The following is a 17,139-nucleotide window of genomic DNA, read 5'->3' on the forward strand; positions in this document are numbered from 1 at the left end:
CGCGCTCCCCTCGTGACTACTGCGCAGTAGGGTGGCAGCGGACCGGAAAACAAGCAAGCGTGCTTGCCGGATTCGGCCCCGGGGCGCGTCAGCTTCGCCCGTCGCGCTCGCCCTCCTCCGGCAGGCCCTCCGCGAGGAGTTCCGCCAGGTGGCGGGCGCGGACGCCGGCGAGCTGGGCGAGTTGGGTGCGGCAGGAGTAGCCGTCCGCCACGACCGCCGCGTCCTCCGGGGCGTTGCGTACGGCCGGGAGGAGCTGGTCTTCCGCGCAGGCGGCGGAGACCTCGTAGTGGCCGCGCTCGAAGCCGAAGTTGCCCGCCAGGCCGCAGCATCCCGAGGCGAGCCGGCCCTCCAGACCCGCCTTCGCCATCAGGCGGCGCTCGGCGCCGTCGCCGAGGACGGCGTGCTGGTGGCAGTGCGTCTGGCCGGTGACCGGGCGGTCGAGGCGGGGCGGCGTCCAGTCGGGGGCGGCGGTTTCGAGGGCTTCCGCGAGGGTGCGGACGCGGGCGGCGAGGCGCGGGGCGCGCTCGTCGTCGGGCAGCAGCTCGACGAGGTCGGTCTTGAGCGCGGCGGCGCAGGGCGGTTCGAGGACGACGAGGGGCGGGCCGGCCGCGCCCTCGTCCGCGTCGTCGCTCCCGCCGTCCGCCGGCTCCAGCGCGTCCAGCGTGCGCCGCATCGCCTCGCGGGCCTGGTCCAGTTGGCCCGTGGAGACGTACGTCAGCCCGCAGCACACCTTCCCCGCCTCCCGCGGCAGGCCCACCCGCAGCCCCGCCGCCCGCAGCACCCGGACCGCCGCCGTACCCGCCTCAGGCGACAGGTAGTTCGTGAACGTGTCCGGCCACAGCAGCACGTCCGGATCCGCGTCGGCGTCCCGCCGCAGCGACCGCGTCAGCGGCACCCGCGCGATCGGCGGGATCGCCCGCTCCCCCGCGAGCCCCGCCGCCCGCTTCGCCACCGCCGCCAGCGGCCCCACCGCGGCCAGCGCGTTCGCCACGCCCGCCGCCCGCAGCGCCGCCGTCAGCCGCAGCCACTGCGGCAGCCGCCCCATCGCGTAGTGCGCCATCGGCCGCCGCCGCCCGGCGTAGTGGTGGTGCAGGAACTCGGCCTTGTACGTGGCCATGTCGACGTCCACCGGGCAGTCGCTGCGGCACCCCTTGCACGACAGGCAGAGGTCGAGCGCCTCGCGCACCTCCTCCGAGCGCCAGCCGTCGGTGATGACCTCCCCCGCCAGCATCTCGTGCAGCAGACGCGCGCGCCCGCGCGTGGAGTGCCGTTCCTCGCCCGTGGCCCGGTACGACGGGCACATCACCCCCGGACTCCCCGCCGGGTTCCGGCACTTGGCGACCCCGACGCACCGCCGCACCGCCGCCGCGAAGTCGCCGCCCCCGGGACCGTCGTGCGGATAGCCGAACGCCACCGGCACCGGCACCCGCGGCAGCGGCGCGAAGCGCAGGTCGGCGTCGAGGGGGGCGGGGCGCGCGATCACGCCGGGGTTGAGGGCGCCGTCGGGGTCCCAGAGGTCCTTGAAGCCGCCGAAGAGGCCGACGAGTTCGTCCCCGTACATCGCGGGCAGCAGCTCCGAGCGTGCCCGCCCGTCGCCGTGTTCCCCGGAGAGCGAGCCGCCGTGGGCGACGACGAGGTCCGCCATCCCCGCCGAGAACTCCCGGAAGCGGCCGATCCCGGGCGCGGTCAGCAGATCGAAGTCGATCCGGACGTGGATGCAGCCGTCGCCGAAGTGCCCGTACGGCAGCCCGCGCAGCCCGTGCGCGGCGAGCAGCGCCCGGAACTCGCGCAGATACGCCCCGAGCCGCGCGGGCGGCACCGCGCAGTCCTCCCAGCCGGGCCACGCCTCACTGCCGTCGGGCATGCGGGTGGCGGTGCCGGAGGCGTCCTCGCGGATACGCCACAGGACGCGCTGTTCGGCGGGCTCCGCGACGACGGTGTGGTCGACGGCGTCGGCGGCGCGGCAGACCTCTTCGGCGGCGGCCCGCGCGGCGGCGGGGGTGTCGCCGCCGGTCTCGACGAAGAGCCAGGCGCCGCCGCGGGGCAGCGCGTGCGCGTCGGGCACGAGGTCGGCGGCCATGCCCTCGACGGTCAGCGGACGCAGCGGCAGCAGCCCGGGGGCGGCTTCTGCGGCGGCGGACTCGTCGGCGTAGCCGAGGACGGCGAGGGCGCGGGCGGGGGGTGCCTCGACGAGGCGGACGGTGGCCTGGGTGAGGACGGCGAGGGTGCCTTCGCTGCCGGTGAAGGCGCGGGCGAGGTCGCCGCCGCGCTCGGGGAGGAGGGCGTCGAGGGCGTAGCCGGAGATGCGGCGCGGGAGGTCGGGCCAGCCGGGGAGGTCGCGGGGGTACGGGGCGGGGGCGCCGGCGTCCGCGCCGGGGGCGCCGCCTTCGTCGCGGAGACCACCCGCATGCTCGGGCGCCTGACCATCCGCGCGCCCCACCGCGCGCCCGCCCGTCCGCAGCGTCGCCAGATGCCCTTCGACGAACTCCCGCAGCCCCGGCAGCACCCCCGGGTCCCGCTCCAGCCGCAGCGCCCGCCCCCGGTACGTCACCACGTCGAGCGCCCGTACGTTGTCCGCCATGGTCCCCCACGCGACGCTGTGCGGGCCGCAGGAGTTGTTGCCGACCATCCCGCCGAGCGTGCACCGGCGGTGGGTCGACGGATCGGGCCCGAACGTCAGCCCGTGCGGCGCCGCCGCGCCGCGCAGCCGGTCGAGCACGAGCCCGGGCTGGACGACGGCGGTGCGCGCCCCGGGGTCGAGGTCGACGAGCCGGTTCAGGTGCCGGGTGAAGTCGAGGACGACGCCGGCGCCGACGGCGTTGCCCGCGATGGACGTACCGCCGCCGCGGGCGACGACGGGCGCGCCGAACTCCCGGCAGACGGCGAGCGCGGCGGCGACGTCGTCGGCGTCGCGGGGGGCGACGACGCCGAGGGGGACGCTCCGGTAGTTGGAGGCGTCCATGGTGACGAGGGCCCGGTCCCGGGTCCCGAACCCGACCTCGCCGCCGACGGCGTCCCGCAGCCGGCGCTCCAGCGCCACGACATCCACCCCGGCGTCCGTACCCGCGTCCGCGCCCGTCTCCGTATCCATGGCTCCAGCGTGCCGGACGCCCCCGCCCCGTCGCGTGTATTGACGTGCCCCACTCGCGCCTCTAACGTCCGATCCCAGAAAGATTCGAAACCAGTCCCGAATGTTTCGATCCCGTCCCACCACCCGCACGCACGGATCCGGCGCCACCCACTCCACCACCGCCCGCGCCCGCCCGCGGGGGAAGAAGGGGAACATGCGAAGACTCCGCAGCAGGCCCAGGGCCCTGCTGGCCGCCCTCGCCGGCGCCCTCTGCCTGTACGGCCTCGGCACCGCCGCCCCCGCGCAGGCGGCCCCCGCCGAAGCCGCCGGCGCCGCCGGCCCGTCCGCGACCGCCGCCGCCTCGCTGAACGAGCTGGCGCAGGCCCACGGCAAGTTCATCGGCTCCGCCGCCGCGACGGCGCACTTCTCCGACACCCAGTACACCGGGATCCTGGGCAGCGAGTTCGGCCAGGTCACGGCTGAGAACGAGATGAAGTGGGACACCGTGGAGTCGTCCCGCGGCCAGTTCAACTTCGGCCCCGGCGACCGGATCGTCGACTTCGCACAGCAGAACGGCCAGTCGATCCGCGGCCACACCCTCGTCTGGCACAACCAGCTCCCCGGCTGGGTCTCCAGCCTGCCGAGCGGCGAGGTCCGTACGGCGATGGAGAACCACGTCACGCAGGTCGCCGGGCACTACGCGGGCGACATCGACGCCTGGGACGTCGTCAACGAACCGTTCAACGAGGACGGCACGTTCCGCAACAGCCCCTTCTACAACGCCATGGGCACCGACTTCGTCGCGCACGCGCTGCGCGCCGCGAAGGCGGCGGACCCGGGCGCGAAGCTGTGCATCAACGACTACAACATCGAGGGCGTCAACGCGAAGAGCACCGCGATGTACAACCTGGTACGCGACCTGAAGGCCCAGGGCGTACCGATCGACTGCGTCGGCATCCAGGGCCACCTGGCGATCCAGTACGGCTTCCCGAACGACCTGCGGCAGAACATGCAGCGCTTCGCCGACCTGGGCGTCGACGTGGCGATCACGGAGCTGGACGTACGGATACAGCTCCCGGTCAGCTCGGAGAAGGAAGCCACCCAGTCGCAGTACTACGCGAACGTCATCGACGCCTGCCTGGCCGTCACCCGGTGCACCGGAGTCACGGTATGGGGCTTCCCGGACAAGTACTCCTGGGTGCCGGACGTCTTCCCGGGCGAGGGCTCGGCGACCCTCTGGAACGACAGCTACCAGCCGAAACAGGCATACAACGCGGTGGTCGAGGCCCTCGGCGGCGACCCGGGGCCGGGCCCCGGCCCCGGCGACGGCTGCACCGCGGCCTACGCCGTACCCCAGCAGTGGAACGGCGGCTTCACCGCGGCGGTGACGGTGAGCTGCGACGGCGACTCGCTGTCCGGCTGGTCGGTCTCCTGGGACTACACGGCGGGCCAGCGGGTGACCAACGCCTGGAACGCCACCTGCCAGCAGTCCGGCACGAGGGTCACCTGCACGAACGCCCCCTACAACGGCACCGTCCCGGACGGCGGCTCGGTCACCTTCGGCTTCAACGGCACCTGGACGGACACCAACCCGACCCCGCCCACCCTCACCCTGGGCTGACCCCACCCCACCCGCCGGGACCACCGCTGTCGCGGGTGGCCCCGGCGGACGGCTGTTCCCGATCTGATCCACCCGTACGGGGAGGAGCACGGCTATCTCCCGCGGAGCGTTCGTCGGCGGGTGATGCCCGGCAGAGTTGCCGGAGGGGGCCGCTCTGACCCGTCTCCCACCCCAGCCCCCCTTGGCCACTCACCGGCGGGGCCGCCCAGTACGTGGGTGTTCTCGTCTCAGGGAGTGGACGGGAGCGTCGTTGCCGGGTGATCGGGCCGTAGGCTTCGGGGGTGGCTGAGATCGTGATTCCTGATGACATCAAGCCCGCCGACGGACGCTTCGGGTCGGGCCCGTCCAAGGTGCGCACCGAGGCGCTCGAGGCGCTGGCCGCCACCGGTTCCTCTCTTCTCGGTACGTCTCACCGGCAGGCTCCCGTGCGGGACCTCGTCGGGCGGGTGCGTGACGGGGTGCGTGCGCTGTTCTCGTTGCCCGAGGGGTACGAGGTGGTTCTCGGGAACGGCGGGGCCACCGCGTTCTGGGACGTCGCCACCCACGGGCTGATCGAGCGCAAGTCGCAGCACCTGTCCTTCGGCGAGTTCTCCTCGAAGTTCGCCAAGGCCGCCAAGCTCGCCCCGTGGCTGGACGAGCCGACCGTCGTCTCGTCCGAGCCCGGTACGCACCCCGAGGCGCGGGCCGAGGCCGGGGTCGACGTGTACGCGCTGACGCACAACGAGACCTCCACCGGTGTCGCCATGCCGCTGCGCCGGGTCGAGGGGGCCGACGACGGGGCGCTCGTGCTCGTCGACGCGACGTCCGGGGCCGGCGGGCTGCCGGTGGACGTGGCGGAGACCGACGTCTACTATTTCGCGCCGCAGAAGTCCTTCGCCTCCGACGGCGGGCTGTGGATCGCCGCGTTCTCCCCGGCCGCCCTTGAGCGGGCCGCGCGCGTCCATGCCTCCGGGCGGCACGTGCCGGAGTTCTTCTCGCTGCCCACGGCGATCGACAACTCCCGCAAGAACCAGACGTACAACACCCCCGCCCTCACCACCCTCTTCCTCCTCGCCGAGCAGCTCGACTGGATCAACGGCCAGGGCGGTCTGGACTGGGCCGTACGCCGCACCGCCGCCTCCGCCCGCACGCTCTACAACTGGGCCGAGGAGGCGAAGGCCGCCACTCCGTTCGTCGCCGACCCGGCGCAGCGGTCCGCGGTCGTCGGCACGATCGACTTCTCCGACGACGTGGACGCCGCCGCCGTCGCCAAGACGCTGCGCGCCAACGGCATCGTGGACACCGAGCCGTACCGCAAGCTGGGGCGCAACCAGCTCCGGATCGCGATGTACCCCGCGGTCGACCCCGCCGACGTCGAGGCCCTGACCCGCTGCATCGACCACGTGATCGAGCGGATCTGAGCTTCACTCGTCCCGCTACGGGCCCGGCGCGCTTCCGCGTGCCGGGCCCGTGCGCGTACGCGCCTCACGGTGACTGCCGCCGTCCGCTCAGTGCGACAGCCGCTGGTACTTCCGCACCGCCAGCGGCAGGAACACCGCCGTGATCACCACCGGCCACACCAGCGCCATCAGCATCGCGTGCTGCTCGATCCACGAGTCGCCCAGCCGCCCCGGGTTGCCGAACAGCTCGCGCACCGCGTTGGCCGTGGAGGACACCGGGTTCCACATCGCTATCGCGCCCAGCCAGCCCGGCATGTCCGCCGGTGAGGCGAAGACGCTGGAGACCATGCCGAACGGGAACGCGACCGCGAAGAGGTTGCCCGCCGCCTCCTGGTTGGGCGTCAGCAGACCCAGCACCACCCCGACCCAGATCAGGGCGAAGCGCAGCCACATCAGCAGCGCGAAGGCCGCCGCGGTCTCCAGCACCGAGCCGTCCGAGCGCCAGCCGATGACCAGCGCGATCGCCGCCATCACCGCCAGGTCCAGCGCGGCGCCGATGAGGTCGGAGACGCCCCGGCCGCTCACCACGGCCGACGGGGACATCGGCATGGAGCGGAAGCGGTCGGTGATCCCGTGCTCCTTGTCGATGGCGATCAGCATGGCCGTGTTCATGAACCCGAAGGCCATGGTCATCGCGAACATGCCGGGCATCGCATACGACTTGTAGGCGTCCGCGCCGCCCTCCATCGCGCTGCCGAAGACGTAGACGAAGAGCAGCACGGAGACGACCGGGAAGCCGAGCTGCCAGGCGATGTTCGACGGCTGCCGGCGGTAGTGCAGCAGGCCGCGGCGTACGACCGTCCAGCAGTCGGCGATCGCCCACTTCACCGCCCCGCCGGGGGCCTGCTCGCGGGCGGAGGGCCGGGGGCGCTTCTCCGCCGCCGCGGTGTCGGTGACGGTGCTCATGCGGCCGTGACCTCCTCTTTCCTGCCGGCGTTCTTCTTGTCGGCCTTCTTCTTGTCCGAGTCCTTCTTGTCCGAGTCCTTCTTGTCGGCCTCCGCCGGCTCCTTCTCCGCCGCGGTGTGCCCCGTCAGGCTCAGGAACACGTCGTCGAGCGTGGGCCGCCGCAGCGCTATGTCGTCCACCGCCACCCCCTCGTCCTGCAGCGTGCGCGCCACCTCCGTCAGCGCCGCGACCCGGTCGGTCACCGCGCCGTGCACCCGCAGCTCCTCCAGGTCGACGGCCGGGTCGGCGCCCGAGACCCGGGCGACGGCCCGCACCGCGTCCGGGATCTCCTCCGCCGAGCCGACGACGACCTCGATACGGTCCCCGCCGACCGTGTTCTTCAGCGCGGCCGGGGTGTCGTCCGCGATCGTCCGGCCGTCGTCGATGACGGCGATACGGTCGGCGAGCTTGTCGGCCTCGTCCAGATACTGCGTCGTCAGCAGCACCGTCGTGCCGCCGGCGACCAGGTCCCGCACCGCCTCCCAGACCTCGCCGCGGCTACGCGGGTCGAGGCCGGTCGTCGGCTCGTCCATGAAGAGCACGTCCGGTGCGAGGATCATGCTCGACGCCAGGTCGAGCCGGCGGCGCATGCCGCCGCTGTACTCCTTGGCGCCCTTGTCCGCGGCCTCGGTGAGCCCGAACTGCTCCAGCAGCTCCGCCGCGCGCTCGCGGGCGCGGCGGGAGCCGAGGTGGAACAGCCGGGCGAACATCTCCAGGTTCTGCCGGCCGGTCAGCACCTCGTCCACCGCCGCGTACTGCCCGGCGAGGCCGATCCGCCGGCGCACCTTGACCGGCTCCTTCATCACATCGTGCCCGCCGACGAGGGCCTGTCCGCCGTCGAGCCGGATGAGGGTGGACAGGATCCGCACCGCCGTCGTCTTACCGGCGCCGTTGGGGCCGAGCAGGCCGTACACCGTGCCGTACGGCACGGTCAGGTCGAAGCCGTCGAGGGCCCGCTTCTCTCCGTAGCGCTTCTGCACGCCGTCCGCCACGACGGCGTCGGCCGAGCTTGCCTTCACGCTCTTCCTCCCCTATCTGAGTACGCCGTACTCATTTACGCATACGGTGTACGCAGAGGGCAAGTCCGCAGCTAGACTCGGCCGCATGGCGGCAACGGAACACAGCGGCAGCGGCGACCTCAGCCGCAGCATGGCCCTGCTCTGGGGCATCGACGAGCGCGCCAAGCGCGGTCCGAAACCCGGCATCTCGGTGGACCGGATCGTCTTCACCGCGATCGGCATCGCGGACGCCGAAGGGCTGGAGGCGGTCTCGATGCGCAAGATCGCCGGGCATCTGGGCGTGGGCACCATGTCGCTGTACCGGCACGTGCCGGGCAAGGCCGAGCTGCTGGACCTGATGCTCGACGGCGTCGGCTCGATCGAGCCGGAGGACGCCGAACACCTCCGCAGCCAGCCGACCTGGCGGGACCGGATGCGGGAGCTGGCCCACTCGTTCTGGGAGCACTACCTCGCACACCCCTGGCTGCTCCACGTCGACCAGGGCCGGCCCGTCCTCGGCCCCAACGGTCTGGACTCCTTCGAGCTGGCCCTCAGCGTCTTCGACGGGCTGCTCCTCACCGACCAGGAGAAGGTCGGCTTCATCACCTCGCTCGACTCCACCGCCGCCGGCCTCGCCCGGGTGCACGTCAACGCCAAGCAGGCGGAGGCGCGGACGGGGATCAGCGACCAGGAGTTCTGGGAGGCGCAGTCTCCCGCGCTGGAATCGGCCATGGAGTCCGGGCGCTATCCGCGGATCGCCTCACTCGCGGACGACTCCTTCTCCGCACTGGACGAGGAGACGTTCACGTTCGCGATGGACCGGATGCTCGACGGCCTGGAGGTGCTGATCGAGCACCGCCGCAAGACGGGCTGGACACCGCCGCCCGCGGGTGCGCGGGTCTTCGACGAGGAGTGCCGCGAGGGGGAAACGGTCTGAGCCGGGCGGGCCCGCCCGCCCCGCACCCCCGCTCAGGTCGCGCTCCGCCGCCGCTCCGGTCCCGCTCAGGTCTTCGCTCAGTCCGGCCGCGGGCGCTTCGACAGCACGCGGCGCAGCAGCAGCACCGCGCCGATGCCCCCGCCCACCAGCAGCACCGTCTTCACCGGGTCGCGGTCCTCGTCGTCCCCCGCACCACTCGCGCCGTCCCCGGAGTCGTCACCAGAACCGTCACCCGACCCGCCCGGCTCCGACGACGAGCCGCCCCCCTCGACTTCCCGCCAGATCAGATCGCTCTGCTCGCCCTCGCTCCCGAAGACGATCGCCGACCCGTCCGCCGTGTACGTCATCGACTCGCCCTGCCGCTGCAGCGGCACGTCGAGACGGCCGTCCTCCTCCGGCTTGCCGTTCTCGAAGCGGTACATCCGCCCGCCGACGTAGCTGCGCAGCGCCAGCCGCGTGCCGTCGGGCGAGAACGCCCCGTCCGTCACCCACAGGTTGACCGGCACGACCCGCTCGAAGATGTTCATCGAGCCCGGCGACAACTCCTCGGGTCCCGCGTACAGCGCCGCGCCCCCGTTCTGCTTCTTGCTCACGAGGTACACCCGCCCCGTCTTCGGGTGCACCATCAGCGCCTCCGCGTCCCGCGGCCCGTCCTCGTACTGCGCCTCGTACTGCACCGCGTCCACGGTCGCGTCCTGGAGTTGCCTCGGCTCGGGGAAGCGGTAGATCCACACGTACGACCAGGAGCCGTCCATGTTGTCGCCGATGTCGCCGACGTAGAGCTGGTTGCCGGGCCCGAGCGAGATGGCCTCCACGTCGCGCGGCTCCCCTATGCCCCGCAGCGTGATCGTCGCCAGCGTCTCGCCGGTCCCGCCGTCGACGGCGTAGATGTACGGGCCGTCGTCGGAGTCGTTGTGCGTCCAGTACACGTTCTCGTGCTGCCGGCTGGCGGCGAGGCCGCTGGACTCGGTGATCCGCGGGTCGGTGAGGATCACGTCGTCCTGCGCCGCGGCGGGCGGGGCGTACGCGGCGGAGGTCGCCACCGCCGCCGCGGTCAGGAGGGCGGCGGCGGTCGGCAGGCGGTGGGCGCGCATGGCGCCAAGCCTGCCATGCGCCCGCGGCGGTACGGGGGCCGGATGCGCGCGCGTGGTGCTTGCTTCGAGCGCGCTCGAAGGAGTTGGCTTGATCCTCATGAGGTACACGCAGTTGGGACGTACGGGACTCAAGGTCAGCCGGCTCGTGCTCGGCACCATGAACTTCGGGCCGCACGCCGACGAGGCCGCGAGCCACGCCATGATGGACGCCGCCCTCGACGCGGGCGTCAACTTCTTCGACACCGCCAACGTCTACGGCTGGGGCGAGAACAAGGGCCGTACCGAGGAGATCGTCGGCACCTGGCTCGCGCAGGGCGGCAGCCGCCGCGACAAGGTCGTGCTCGCCACCAAGGTCTACGGCTCGATGGCGGCCGACAGCGACACCACCTGGCCCAACCACGACCGGCTCTCGGCGCTCAACATCCGCCGCGCGGTCGACGCCAGCCTCAAGCGGCTGCAGACGGACCACATCGACCTCTACCAGTTCCACCACGTCGACCGGCACACGCCCTGGGACGAGATCTGGCAGGCCGTCGATGTCCTCGTACAGCAGGGCAAGATCCTCTACGTCGGCTCGTCCAACCACGCGGGCTGGCACATCGCGCAGGCCAACGAGGCCGCGCGGCGGCGGCACTCGCTGGGCCTGGTGAGCGAGCAGTGCCTCTACAACCTCTACGAGCGGCGCGCCGAGATGGAGGTCATCCCGGCCGCCGAGAGCTACGGCCTCGGCATCATCCCGTGGTCCCCGCTGGGCGGCGGGCTGCTGGGCGGCGCGCTGCGCAAGGAGCGCGAGGGCGGCGGCGCACGGTCGTCGGCGGCGCTGGCGCGCGGCGCGGTGCGCGAGCGGGTGCAGGCGTACGAGGACCTGGTCGCCGAGCATGGCCTGGACCCGGCGGAGGTGGCCCTGGCGTGGCTGCTGACGCGGCCGGGCGTGACGGGCCCGATCGTGGGCCCGCGCACGATCGGGCAGCTCACGTCGGCGCTGCCGGCGCTGGACCTGACGCTGCCGGACGGGCTGCTGGCGTCGCTCGACGAGATCTTCCCGGGCCCGGGTCCGTCCCCGGAGGCATTCGCGTGGTGAGCGTTCCGTAGGCGGGCGCGTCAGCCGCCGAAGGCGGCGGCGATGGCGACGACGGCGAAGATCAGCACGAGCGTGGCGCTGACGACGCGGATGCGGGTCTTGGCGTTCACGCGTACGAGCTTACGGGCCCGCCGCCCCCCGCGGGGCGGCGGGCCCGGGCCGGTGGTAGCGGGCCGTAACGACTCACCGTGAGTATCGTTGTACTGCGCGGCTGCATGCGATCAAGCAGCAGCGGGGAGGAGCGCCACGATGACCGTCGTCGAAACCGACAGGATCGAGATGGCCGACGAGAGCGACGAGCTCACCCTCGACAAGTTGTTCGAGCGAGTGGAGCGGATGCCTGTCCCCGAGGGATACAAGGTCGAGATCGTCGAGGGGGCCGTCTACATGTCGCCGCAGCGAGACACGCATTGGGACACGATCTACGACATCCTGGACCAGTTGCGTGCCCGATACCCCCGGCGGAGGCTGAAGTCGGACGTGCGGATCGACTACCCGGGAGACCTCAACGGCTTCGCCTCGGACGTCATCGCCTTGACAACAGGCGCCGCCAAGGATGACAAGGGCCGCTGGCGCCCTCAGGATGTCGAACTCGTGGGCGAGGTGATCTCCAAGAGCACCGCCAGCAATGACTACGGGCCGAAGAAGGCCGTTTACGCCACCGCAGAGGTGCCGGTCTACCTGATCGTCGACCCGTACACCGGCAAGTGCCACCTGCACCTGATGCCCAAGGACGGGGAGTACCGCGTAGAGACGACCCTCGACTTCGGGATGGACATCGATCTCACCGAGACCCCCGTCGGGCTCAAGCTGACGACCGGCGATTTTCCCCGGGACTGAAGGGCTACGCCCCCAGAGGCCAGGTCGCCACGGGTTCGTAGCGGGGCTGGGCGCAGGGGTGGCCCGGGGGTGGGGGGTGGCTCTGGATCAGGGTGAGGGTGGTCAGGTTGCGGTGGGGGGTGGTGAAGTCGCGCAGCGACTCCGTGAACGGGGTCAGGTCCGTACCCGCTCGGTGACGCTGGCGGGCCAGCGTCAGGTGCGGGCGGTAGCGGCGCTCCCGCCCCCGGGCCGCACCCCCGCCCCGCTTCGCCGCCAGCGGCACCCCCGCCGTGCGGTGTCCCGCCGCCGCGGCGCCCGCCGCGAGCCGGCCCAGCTCCTCGACGTCGCCCGCCGCCCCCGCCCACAGCACCGTGTCGGAGAACCGCCCGCCCCCCGCCAGCCGCAGCCCGACCGGCCCCCGGCGCCGAGCCGCGCGGGCCAGCCGCTCCTCCAGCTCCGCGACGGAACCGGCCGGCACCTCCCCGTAGAACGCCACCGTGATGTGCCACCCCTCCCGCGGCACCCAGCGCAGCCGCTCCGCGCCGGGGAGCCGCCGCAGCCGGCGCACCGCCTCCGCCAGCTCCCCCAGCACCTCCGGGGGCGGGACCACCGCGGCGAACAGCCTCAGCGCACCCGGCTCCCCGGCACCCGGCTCCCCCGGAAGCGGCCCGTCCGCACCGGGCACCCCCGCGCCCGTACCGCCGGCCGTCACGCCCGCCTCAGTCCGGGAAACGGCGCGTCACCCACCGCCACGCGAACTCCAGCAGCACCGCCGACGCGACCGCGATCCCCACCGCCGTCCACGGCATCTCCGCGCCCACCAGCTTCAGCGCGAAGAACTTCTGCAGCCACGGCGTGACCAGCACGATCACGAACCCCAGCGCCATCGTCCCGACCAGCCCCACCCGCCACCAGGTGTACGGCCGCGCGATGATCACCAGCACCCACATCGCGATCAGGAAGAGCGTCAGCGTCGCCGCCGACGTCTCCGCGTCCAGCGCCCCCGGCCCCGAGTAGTGGGCCCGCGCCAGCATGTACGTCACGAACGTCGCCGTCCCGGCGATCAGCCCCGCCGGGATCGCGTACCGCATCACCCGGCGCACGAAGTGCGGCCGCGCCCGCTCCTTGTTCGGCGCCAGCGCCAGGAAGAACGCCGGCACGCCGATCGTCAGCGTCGACAGCAGCGTCAGATGCCGCGGCAGGAAGGGGTACGGCACCTGCGTGGCGACGACGAGCAGCGCGAGCAGCACCGAGTAGACGGTCTTGACCAGGAACAGGTTCGCGACCCGCTCGATGTTGCCGATGACCCGGCGGCCTTCGGCGACCACCGAGGGAAGGGTGGAGAAGCTGTTGTTCAGCAGGACGATCTGCGCGACGGCCTTCGACGCCTCCGAGCCCGAGCCCATGGACACGCCGATGTCCGCGTCCTTCAGCGCCAGCACGTCGTTGACGCCGTCGCCCGTCATCGCCACGTCGTGGCCGCGGGACTTGAGCGCGGCGACCATGTCGCGCTTCTGCTGCGGGTTGACGCGGCCGAAGACCGCGTTGTCGTCGAGGACCTCGGCCATCTCGTCGCGGTCGGCCGGCAGGGTGCGCGCGTCGACCGTACGGTCCGCGCGCGCCATGCCGAGCTTCGCGGCCACCGCGCCCACGGAGACCGCGTTGTCACCCGAGATGATCTTCGTCTCGACGCGCTCCTCCGCGAAGTAGCCGAGGGTGTCGGCGGCGTCCGGGCGCAGCCGCTGCTCCAGGACGACCAGCGCCGTCGGCTCGACGCCGCGCGCCACCTCCGGGTCGTCCAGCTCCCGTTGGGCGCGGGCGAGCAGCAGCACGCGCAGGCCCTCGGCGTTGAGGTCGTCGATCTCGGCGAGGGAGGGGTCGCCGGCGGGCAGCAGCACGTCGGGGGCGCCCAGCAGCCACGTACCCGCACCTGCCCCGTCCCCGCTGAACGCCGCCCCGCTGTACTTGCGCGCCGAGGAGAACGGCAGCGCCCCCGTGCAGCGCAGTTCCTCGGTGTCCGGGTACGCCTCGATGATGGCCTGGAGGCTGGCGTTCGGCCGCGGGTCCGACGAGCCGAGCGCGCCCAGCACCCGCCGTACGTCCGCCTCCGCCGCGCCGCCCAGCGGCCGCAGCTCGGTGACGTCCATACCGCCCTCGGTGAGGGTGCCGGTCTTGTCGAGGCAGACGACGTCGACCCGCGCGAGCCCCTCGATCGCGGGCAGCTCCTGTACGAGGCACTGCTTGCGGCCGAGCCGGATGACCCCTATGGCGAACGCCACCGAGGTCAGCAGCACAAGGCCCTCGGGCACCATCGGCACGATGCCGCCGACCATGCGGCGGATGGCGTCCTGCGGGCTGTTGTTCTCGACCACGAGCTGGCTGATGACCAGGCCGATGGCGGCCGGGATCATCATGTACGTCACGTACTTGAGGATCGTGCTGATGCCGCTGCGCAGCTCGGAGTGGACGAGCGTGAAGCGCGACGCCTCCTCCGCCAACTGCACGGCGTACGCCTCGCGCCCCACCTTCGTCGCCGTGAACGCGCCGCCGCCGGCGACGACGAAGCTGCCGGAGAGCACCTTGTCGCCCGGCTGCTTGATGACGGGGTCGGCCTCGCCGGTGAGCAGGGACTCGTCGACCTCCAGGCTGTCGGACTCCAGCACCTCGCCGTCGACGACGACCTTGTCGCCCGGGCCCAGCTCGACGAGGTCGCCGAGGACGATCTCGGCGGTGGGGATCTCGGCGGTGCGGCCGTCGCGGCGCACCTGCGGCCTGGCCTCGCCGATGACGGCGAGGTTGTCGAGGGTCTTCTTGGCGCGCAGCTCCTGGATGATGCCGATGCCGGTGTTCGCGAGGATCACGAAGCCGAAGAGGCTGTCCTGGATGGGCGCGACGACGAGCATGATGACCCACAGGACGCCGATGATGGCGTTGAAGCGGGTGAGGACGTTGGCGCGGACGATGTCGGCGGTGGAGCGGGAGGAGCGCACGGGAACGTCGTTGACCTCGCCGCGGGCGACGCGCTCGGCGACCTCGGCGGCGGTGAGTCCGTCGTGCCGCAGCGCGACGGCGGTCCCGCCCGCCCCGTTCGCCCCCGCCCGGTCCGGCTGACCGCCGGGCTCCCCGGGCTGACCGCCAGGATCTCCGCCCGCCGTCCCGCCGGGTTCCGCCCGCGCCGTCCCGCCGGCTCCGTCAGGTTTCCCGCCCGCCCCGCCCGGCCCGCCGCCGGGCTCCGGCCCCTCGCCGCCGTCGGCGGCCGTCTCGACCCGCTGCGTCATGCGTACGACGTTACGTGTTCGACCGGGCGCCCGCGTCGCCACCCCGCGCAAGCGCGGCCTCGCGGCGGCGTACGTACCAGAGGCCCAGGACACCGAGACCGGCGCCCGCCAGGCAGGTCCACAGCCACCACATGCGGTCGTGGTCGTCCAGCCAGCCGAGGAACGGCAACTGGACCACGAAGAGCACCAGCCACAGCACGGTGCCGCCGACGGTCACCGCCGTGATGTCGCCCTCGAACGGCTCCGGCGCCGGGTGCCTGTACGCCTTCTTGCCCATGTCGACCAGAGTACGGGGCCGATCACGGCGGCATACTGAGTGGGCGCCGAAGTCCGGCCGCTGTTCCGCACGAAGGTCACGCATGCCCCCCGACGCGAAGACCACCGGCACGGCCCCCGGGGACGGACCCCCGCCCCGGCCCTCCTCCCCGCTCGACGCCTACTTCCACATCTCGCGGCGCGGCTCGTCCGTCACGCAGGAGCTGCGGGGCGGGCTGGCGACGTTCTTCGCCATGGCGTACATCATCGTGCTGAACCCGATCATCCTGGGCTCGGCGAAGGACAAGTTCGGCCACAAGCTGGACCACGGCGAACTGGTCACGGCCACCGTGCTGGTCGCGGCGGTGACCACGCTCCTCATGGGCGTCCTCGGCAACGTCCCCGTCGCCTGCGCCGCCGGCCTCGGCATCAACGCCGTGGTGTCGCCTCCCGGAGATGAACCGGGTCCTCATGGCCGACGGCGCCGCCGTCGCCCTGGGCGGCGCCGCCTCCGCCTCGGCGAGCACGGCCTTCGCCGAGTCCACCGCGGGCGTCGGCGAGGGCGCGCGTACCGGCCTCGCGAACCTCGTCACGGGCGGACTGTTCCTGCTGGCGCTGGTCTTCACCCCGCTGGTGACGATCGTCCCCTCGCAGGCGGCGACCCCGGCGCTGGTGGTGGTCGGCTTCCTGATCCTGTCGGCCACCATCCGCAGCATCGACTGGTCCGACACGACGATCGCGGCCCCCGCCTTCCTCACCATCGTCCTGATGCCCTTCAGCTACAGCATCACGGTCGGCATCGGCATGGGCTTCCTGGCCCACACCCTCCTCCGCACGGCGGTGGGCCGCCCGGCGAGCGTCCGTCCGGCGCTGTGGGTGACGTCGGCGGTGTTCGTCGTCTACTTCGCCCTGGAACCCATCGAACGCTGGCTGGGCCTCAACTGACCGTGCGGCGCCGCCGGGGTGGTGTCCCCATGCCGCTCAGGGTCCGCCCTTCGCGTGTACCGGGGGGCGGGCTTTCCCGTAAGCGGTCATCCTTTCGGATGGGCCGCACCACCAGGCCGTAACCTCCTCTGTCTCGGCTTCCGAGCTTTACTTAGCTAAAGTAATGAGGTACGCTAATGACCATGCTTGACCTGTCCCAGGAGGAGAACGCCGCCGCGGTGAACTCGCTCCGCTCCGCGATCATGCGGCTGACCCGCCGCCTGCGGCACCAGCGCGTGGACGAGTCGCTGAGCCCGACCGAGATGTCGGTGCTCGGCACGCTCTTCCGCTGCGGTCCGCTCGGCCCCGGTGAGCTGGCGCGCAAGGAGCATGTCCAGCCGCCGTCGATGACGCGCATCGTGGCCATGCTGGAGACCAAGGGGCTGGTCCGGCTGGAGCCGCACCCGGAGGACCGGCGGCAGAAGGTCGTCAGCCAGACCGAGCAGGCCGAGGCGATGCTCGAGGAGAGCCGCCGCAAGCGCAACGCCTGGCTGGCCGAGCTGGCCGGCGGTCTGTCCGAGGAGGAGTGGGCCGCCCTGCGCGACGCCGCGCCGGTGCTCGAAAAGCTCGCCCACTTGCCGATGCCGGAGGCCGCACCACGCTGACGCACGACGATGA

Annotated in this window: 13 protein-coding genes and 1 pseudogene; 7 read left to right on the forward strand and 7 right to left on the reverse strand. The window is 72.6% G+C overall.

Going from position 1 to position 17,139, the window contains the following annotated elements; translation table 11 throughout:
• Positions 1–88: 88 nt before the first annotated feature.
• A complete protein-coding gene (locus FB457_RS23540; protein WP_145783159.1) occupies positions 89–3,091 on the reverse strand; it encodes an FAD-binding and (Fe-S)-binding domain-containing protein in 3,003 nt (1,000 codons plus the stop codon).
• Between the two features lie 193 nt (positions 3,092–3,284).
• On the opposite strand from FB457_RS23540, the gene FB457_RS23545 reads away from it, so the two are divergent.
• Both FB457_RS23545 and serC read left to right on the forward strand, forming a co-directional pair.
• Positions 3,285–4,691, forward strand: coding sequence for a glycoside hydrolase family 10 protein (locus FB457_RS23545; protein ID WP_145783161.1), 1,407 nt, complete (start codon positions 3,285–3,287; stop codon positions 4,689–4,691).
• A gap of 281 nt (positions 4,692–4,972) precedes the next feature.
• The gene (gene serC / locus FB457_RS23550) at positions 4,973–6,091 is read left to right on the forward strand and encodes a phosphoserine transaminase (protein WP_145783164.1); all 1,119 of its coding nucleotides are present in this window, start codon (positions 4,973–4,975) and stop codon (positions 6,089–6,091) included.
• Positions 6,092–6,178: 87 nt separating this feature from the next.
• Here the strand turns inward: serC and FB457_RS23555 are convergent, their stop codons facing one another.
• Positions 6,179–7,036 (reverse strand): ABC transporter permease, encoded by an 858-nt coding sequence (locus FB457_RS23555; protein WP_145783166.1) that lies wholly within the window; start codon positions 7,034–7,036, stop codon positions 6,179–6,181.
• A complete protein-coding gene (locus FB457_RS23560; protein WP_145783168.1) occupies positions 7,033–8,094 on the reverse strand; it encodes an ATP-binding cassette domain-containing protein in 1,062 nt (353 codons plus the stop codon). Before FB457_RS23560 ends, FB457_RS23555 begins: the two co-directional genes overlap by 4 nt.
• Positions 8,095–8,224: 130 nt before the next feature.
• Here FB457_RS23560 and FB457_RS23565 point away from each other — a divergent pair, with 130 nt between their 5' ends.
• The gene (locus tag FB457_RS23565; RefSeq protein WP_047016359.1) at positions 8,225–9,010 is read left to right on the forward strand and encodes a TetR/AcrR family transcriptional regulator; all 786 of its coding nucleotides are present in this window, start codon (positions 8,225–8,227) and stop codon (positions 9,008–9,010) included.
• Between the two features lie 77 nt (positions 9,011–9,087).
• Here the strand turns inward: FB457_RS23565 and FB457_RS23570 are convergent, their stop codons facing one another.
• Positions 9,088–10,104 (reverse strand): WD40 repeat domain-containing protein, encoded by a 1,017-nt coding sequence (locus tag FB457_RS23570; RefSeq protein WP_145783170.1) that lies wholly within the window; start codon positions 10,102–10,104, stop codon positions 9,088–9,090.
• A 97-nt stretch (positions 10,105–10,201) separates the two neighbouring features.
• On the opposite strand from FB457_RS23570, the gene FB457_RS23575 reads away from it, so the two are divergent.
• Positions 10,202–11,185 carry an aldo/keto reductase gene (locus FB457_RS23575; RefSeq protein ID WP_047016361.1) on the forward strand — a complete coding sequence of 328 codons (984 nt, stop codon included), beginning with the start codon at positions 10,202–10,204 and terminating at the stop codon, positions 11,183–11,185.
• A 249-nt stretch (positions 11,186–11,434) separates the two neighbouring features.
• A complete protein-coding gene (locus FB457_RS23580; RefSeq protein WP_173534848.1) occupies positions 11,435–12,025 on the forward strand; it encodes a Uma2 family endonuclease in 591 nt (196 codons plus the stop codon).
• 4 nt (positions 12,026–12,029) lie between these two features.
• Here FB457_RS23580 and thpR read toward each other — a convergent pair whose 3' ends face one another.
• The 3 genes from thpR to FB457_RS23595 form a co-directional block, all read right to left on the reverse strand.
• The gene (thpR, locus tag FB457_RS23585; protein WP_145783262.1) at positions 12,030–12,632 is read right to left on the reverse strand and encodes an RNA 2',3'-cyclic phosphodiesterase; all 603 of its coding nucleotides are present in this window, start codon (positions 12,630–12,632) and stop codon (positions 12,030–12,032) included.
• A gap of 91 nt (positions 12,633–12,723) precedes the next feature.
• Positions 12,724–15,282, reverse strand: a complete 2,559-nt coding sequence (locus tag FB457_RS23590) for a cation-translocating P-type ATPase (RefSeq protein WP_047016362.1) — start codon at positions 15,280–15,282, stop codon at positions 12,724–12,726.
• A gap of 10 nt (positions 15,283–15,292) precedes the next feature.
• The gene (locus FB457_RS23595) at positions 15,293–15,559 is read right to left on the reverse strand and encodes a DUF2530 domain-containing protein (RefSeq protein ID WP_047016363.1); all 267 of its coding nucleotides are present in this window, start codon (positions 15,557–15,559) and stop codon (positions 15,293–15,295) included.
• A gap of 82 nt (positions 15,560–15,641) precedes the next feature.
• Between FB457_RS23595 and FB457_RS23600 the strand changes: the two are divergent.
• Both FB457_RS23600 and FB457_RS23605 read left to right on the forward strand, forming a co-directional pair.
• Positions 15,642–16,482, forward strand: a pseudogene (locus FB457_RS23600) (solute carrier family 23 protein).
• A 182-nt stretch (positions 16,483–16,664) separates the two neighbouring features.
• Positions 16,665–17,126, forward strand: coding sequence for a MarR family winged helix-turn-helix transcriptional regulator (locus tag FB457_RS23605; protein ID WP_047020017.1), 462 nt, complete (start codon positions 16,665–16,667; stop codon positions 17,124–17,126).
• Positions 17,127–17,139: the final 13 nt, after the last annotated feature.

This window comes from Streptomyces sp. CNZ287 (assembly GCF_007827615.1).